This window comes from Streptomyces sp. I05A-00742 (assembly GCF_013055795.1).
Classification (GTDB): domain Bacteria; phylum Actinomycetota; class Actinomycetes; order Streptomycetales; family Streptomycetaceae; genus Streptomyces.
In genome coordinates, this window is the sequence record NZ_JABETO010000086.1 from 1 (window position 1) to 4469 (window position 4469).

Genomic DNA, 4469 nt, shown 5'->3' on the forward strand with positions numbered 1-4469 from the left:
AAGGCGAAGGCCGACAAGGAGCGGGCTCAGAAGGATGCCGCGAGCCGTTCCGCCGACCGTGAGCCGGTCAAGGCCGCTCCGGCTGCCCCTGCCGCTCCGGCCCCGAAGGCCTATGCCGACAATCTGGACGGCTGGATCAACGAGGCGCTGGACGTCATGAAGGCCAAGGGCATCCCGGGCTCGTACGAGGGCATCAAGCGGAACATCATGCGTGAGTCGACCGGTAACCCCCAGGCGATCAACAACTGGGACGTGAACGCCCAGGCCGGTATTCCGTCGAAGGGTCTGCTGCAGATCATCGACCCGACGTTCAAGGCGTTCCACGTGGACGGCACCTCCTGGGACATCTACGACCCGGTCGCCAACATCACCGCTTCCTGTAATTACGCGGCCAAGACCTACGGCTCGATGGACAACGTGAACTCCGCGTACTGATCCGTCCGAACCATCCGCGCGCAAGCGCAAGCGGAAACAGAAGCGGAAACAGAATGACGCCGGAGGGCGGCGGCACCGNACGCGGCCAAGACCTACGGCTCGATGGACAACGTGAACTCCGCGTACTGATCCGTCCGAACCATCCGCGCGCAAGCGCAAGCGGAAACAGAAGCGGAAACAGAATGACGCCGGAGGGCGGCGGCACCGTAAAGGTGCCGCCGCCCTCCGGCATGTCCCGCCCCGCATCATCACTCCCCGCGCGGGTAGTCGTGGCGCATGCGCAAAGCGGTGAGCTCATGGGACGAAGCGGCCTTCCGCGCGGTGGCGGCCCGGCACTGGCCGGGCGCCGACCGCGTACTGCCCCGGTTGTCGCACAGCGCCGACCGGGGCCTTCTGTGGTTCGGCCTCGCGGCCGGCGCGGCGCTGCTGGGCGGGAGGCCCGCCCGGCGGGCCGCGCTGCGTGGCGCCGCGTCACTCGCCGTGGCCTCGGCCACGGTGAACACGCTGGGCAAACGGTCGGTACGCCGCGCACGGCCCCTGATGGAAAGCGTGCCGCTCGTCCGCCGCCTGGCCCGCCAGCCGATCACCACCTCCTTCCCCTCCGGGCACTCCGCCTCGGCCGCGGCCTTCGCCACCGGCGTCGCGCTGGAGAACCCCGGCTGGGGCCTCGCCCTGGCGCCACTGGCCGCGTCCGTGTGCTTCTCCCGCGTCTACACGGGCGTCCACTACCCGGGCGACGTCCTGGCCGGCGCGGCGCTCGGCGCCGGTGCCGCCTTCGCCGTGCGCGGCCTGGTCCCCACCCGCGCACAGCTCGCGCCGCCCGCCCGCCCCCGCGCGGACGCCCCGGCGCTCCCCGAGGGCCGGGGCCTGGTCGTCGTCGCAAACCCCGGCTCCGGGCAGCGCCTGACCGACCGGCCGGACCCCGCCGAACCCCTGCGCCCGGCGCTCCCGCGGGCCGAGTTCCTGACCGTCCGCAGCGGCTCCGACACGTCGGGTCCCACACTGGACGAGGCGCTGGAGACGGCGGCCCGCCGGGCTCGGGAGATCGGCGGCGCCCTCGGCATCCTCGGCGGTGACGGCAGCGTCAACGCCGCGGCGGCCGTCGCCAGGCGACACGGGCTGCCCCTGGCCGTCCTCCCCGGCGGCACCTACAACCACTTCGCCTACGACCTGGGCATCGAGACCCTCGGCGACGCCTGCCGGGCCGTCGAGTGCGGCGAGGCGGTCGCCGTCGACATGGTGCGCGTCCGGGACGGTGCCGGGGACGACGAGCGCTGGTTCCTCAACACCTTCAGCATCGGCTCCTACCCGGAGCTCGTCCGGGTGCGCGAACGGTGGGCCCCGCGGATCGGCGCCTGGCCGGCCGGGATCCTGGCCGCCGTCCACGTCCTGCGGACCGGCCGCCCGGTGACCGCCGAGATCAACGGCCGGCGGCGGCAGGTGTGGATGCTCTTCGCCGGGAACTGCACCTACCGGGGACCGGGCCTGGTCCCGGTGCGCCGCCACGACCTCGCGGACGGGGTTCTGGACGTCCGCATCGTGACCGGCGGCCGGCTGGCCCGCACCCGGCTGCTGACGGCGGCGCTCACGGGCGGCATCCGCAGCACCCCCGTCCTGAGCACGGCCCGCGTCCGGCGGCTGAGCATCGGCGGACTGGGGCCCGAGGCGCACTTCGCGTACGACGGCGAGACCGCCCGGGTGCCGGGCGGGCTGAGGCTGGAGAAGGAGAACGAGGCGCTGGTCGTCTACCGGGTGCCGACCGGTCCTTGAGAGGCCCGGCGGTTCGTCACGCGGCCAGGGGCGGGCCGAGCACCGCCTCGGCGCCCGTCACGGACAGCAGCCGGGCGACGCCGTGCTGCAGCGGACCTCTGACGACGAGCGCCGCACCGGCGTCGGCGGCCTCCTGCCGGGCCCACAGCAGCGTGTTCAGCCCGGTGCAGTCGCAGAAGGTCACCTCGGCGAGATGGAGGTCCAGGGCGCAGGGGTGGTGCTGCCCCAGGCAGGCACAGATGGCGCGGCGCAGGTGGGGCGCGGTGCCGAGGTCCATCTCGCCCCTGAGCCGGATGGCGGCGCGCTCGCCGTGGAGGACCACGTGCGCACGCAGGCGCCGTGCCGTTGGGTCGGGGATCGTCATGTGCCGCTCCCATGGAGAGCCGGAATGCGGGCCGGAGCCATGCTCCTGCACCCATTGTCGCCATCCGTGAGCCGATCCCTCTGACGAGTCGGTCGACGCCCTGGTGCGTTCCTCGTATGAGGCATACGCCGTTGGTTGTAATCATTCGCTCCGCAGCGGAGCGTAGTCCGATCAGTGTGATGTGACGACGGAGCGGGGGGCGAAAGTCTCCCCGACGCGGTCCCCGGGCTACCGCGCCGTGGCGAGCCGGTAGTCGGGCAGGGCGATGTTCCCGGCCTTGGCGAACTGGGCGGCGAGGAGGTTGCGCATCGGCCACCGGTTCATCTGGCGCATCGAGAGGTTCCGCAGCCGGATGCCCAGCGCCCCGGACGGCGCGAATCCGGCCGCTCCGCCCGGCGGCAGCTGCTGTGCCTGGTCGACGTAGGGGCGCATGACCCGGTTGTACCGCGGGAACGCCACCCGGTGGTCGCCGTCGGCCGCGGCGAGCTCGCCCGCCAGGACGTACGCGCCGACCAGGGCCAGGCTGGTACCCAGACCGGTGAGCGGCGTCGCGCAGTACCCGGCGTCGCCGAGCAGCACCACCCGGTCCCGGGACCAGTGGTCGAGGCGCACCTGGCCCACGGACTCGAAGAAGAAGTCGGACGCGCCGCGCATCGCCTCCAGCAGGCGGGGAACCTCCCACCCGACCCCGGCGAAGCGCTCCGCGATCACCTCCCGCTGGGCGGCGGTGTCCCGGCGGTCCACGGCGAGCGGGGGCGACCGGAAGCTCAGACCGGCCTTGATCTCACCGGGCAGCCGGCCCGGCCGGGCGGACGCGACGAGGCCTCCGGGCGCGTTGTGCATCATGAACCAGCCGTCGAGGTCCAGGTCCCCGGTGGCGGTGAACCACGCGGTGTACAGGTCCAGCGGCCGGATGTGTTCCCGCTCGGGCCCGAAGGCCAGCTCCCGCACCACCGAGTGCAGCCCGTCCGCCCCCACGACGAGCCCGAACCGGCGGGTGCCCGCCGTACGGAAGGTGACGGTGACCCCCGCTTCGTCCTGGTCGAGCTCCGTGATGGTGTCGTCGAACAGGTACTCGATGTCCTGACCCGGCCCGGTGGCCTCGTACATCAGGCCCGCGAGGTCGCCGCGCAGGATCTCGATCTCGGAGATGATCCCCTCGCCGCCGAAGCTGTCCGCCGTCATCCGCGCGGATATCCGGCCGGAACCGTCCACGTACGCGAAGCCGCGCTGGTCGACGCTCAGCGCCCGGGCCCGTTCCATGAGTCCCATCCGCGTCACGACGGTCCGGCCCGCGCCGCGGAGATCCACGGTCTGACCGCCGGGCCGGGGGGCGGGGGCCCGTTCGACGACGGTGACGGTGAAGCCCGCCGTGCGTAGCCAGTACGCCAGGGCGGGGCCCGCGATGCCGCCGCCGGAGATGAGGATGTCGGTGTTCTGCATGACGCTGAACGTACGACGTACGCAAGCAATCTGGCAAGCAGTGAGGCTCCACGCGCGAGTAGTGCACTAGTGCGACAGCTCCGCTCCCGGACCCGCTTCCCCAGACGTTCCACGCCACGCGCCCCGGCCCGCCCGCTAGGGTGGTGCACTCCGAGGTGCACTAGTACGGAAAGTGGGAACCGTGAATCGGCAGGCAGGGTCGCGCTCCGGCCGGATCGTCACCGAACTGCGACGGCGCATCGAGACGGGTGAGCTGGCACCCGGTGACCGGGTCCCCTCGACGCGCGAGATCACCCGGCAGTGGGGGGTCGCGATGGCGACCGCGACCAAGGTGCTCACCGAGCTCCGCCACGAGGGCCTGGTCCGCGCGGTCCCCGGCGTCGGCACCGTCGTCGCCCCGCCGGCCCGCCGCCCGGCGCGCGCCGTCCGCCGCCCGTCCGCCCCGCCGCCCGCCCCC

5 protein-coding genes are annotated in these 4469 nt (G+C 73.0%); 3 read left to right on the forward strand and 2 right to left on the reverse strand.

What is annotated here, in order from left to right; translation table 11 throughout:
* Both HN013_RS32115 and HN013_RS32120 read left to right on the forward strand, forming a co-directional pair.
* Nucleotides 1-435, forward strand: a 435-nt coding sequence (locus HN013_RS32115) for a transglycosylase SLT domain-containing protein (protein WP_171172534.1), incomplete at its 5' end; no start/stop codon positions are given.
* A gap of 276 nt (nt 436-711) precedes the next feature.
* Nucleotides 712-2205 carry a bifunctional phosphatase PAP2/diacylglycerol kinase family protein gene (locus tag HN013_RS32120; RefSeq protein WP_171172536.1) on the forward strand — a complete coding sequence of 498 codons (1494 nt, stop codon included), beginning with the start codon at nt 712-714 and terminating at the stop codon, nt 2203-2205.
* A gap of 16 nt (nt 2206-2221) precedes the next feature.
* Here HN013_RS32120 and HN013_RS32125 read toward each other — a convergent pair whose 3' ends face one another.
* A complete protein-coding gene (locus HN013_RS32125; protein ID WP_171172538.1) occupies nt 2222-2569 on the reverse strand; it encodes an STAS domain-containing protein in 348 nt (115 codons plus the stop codon).
* 228 nt (nt 2570-2797) lie between these two features.
* Nucleotides 2798-4012: an FAD-dependent monooxygenase gene (locus tag HN013_RS32130; RefSeq protein WP_171172540.1), complete on the reverse strand. Its 1215-nt coding sequence runs from the start codon at nt 4010-4012 to the stop codon at nt 2798-2800.
* 181 nt (nt 4013-4193) lie between these two features.
* On the opposite strand from HN013_RS32130, the gene HN013_RS32135 reads away from it, so the two are divergent.
* Nucleotides 4194-4469: GntR family transcriptional regulator (locus tag HN013_RS32135; protein WP_171172542.1), on the forward strand; the 276-nt coding region annotated here is incomplete at its 3' end.

Bases quoted from the DNA above. Each gene is read 5' to 3' on its own strand.
- HN013_RS32120 (WP_171172536.1), top strand. From the start codon at position 712: ATGCGCAAAGCGGTGAGCTCATGGGACGAAGCGGCCTTCCGCGCGGTG.
- HN013_RS32125 (WP_171172538.1), bottom strand. From the start codon at position 2,569: ATGACGATCCCCGACCCAACGGCACGGCGCCTGCGTGCGCACGTGGTC.
- HN013_RS32130 (WP_171172540.1), bottom strand. From the start codon at position 4,012: ATGCAGAACACCGACATCCTCATCTCCGGCGGCGGCATCGCGGGCCCC.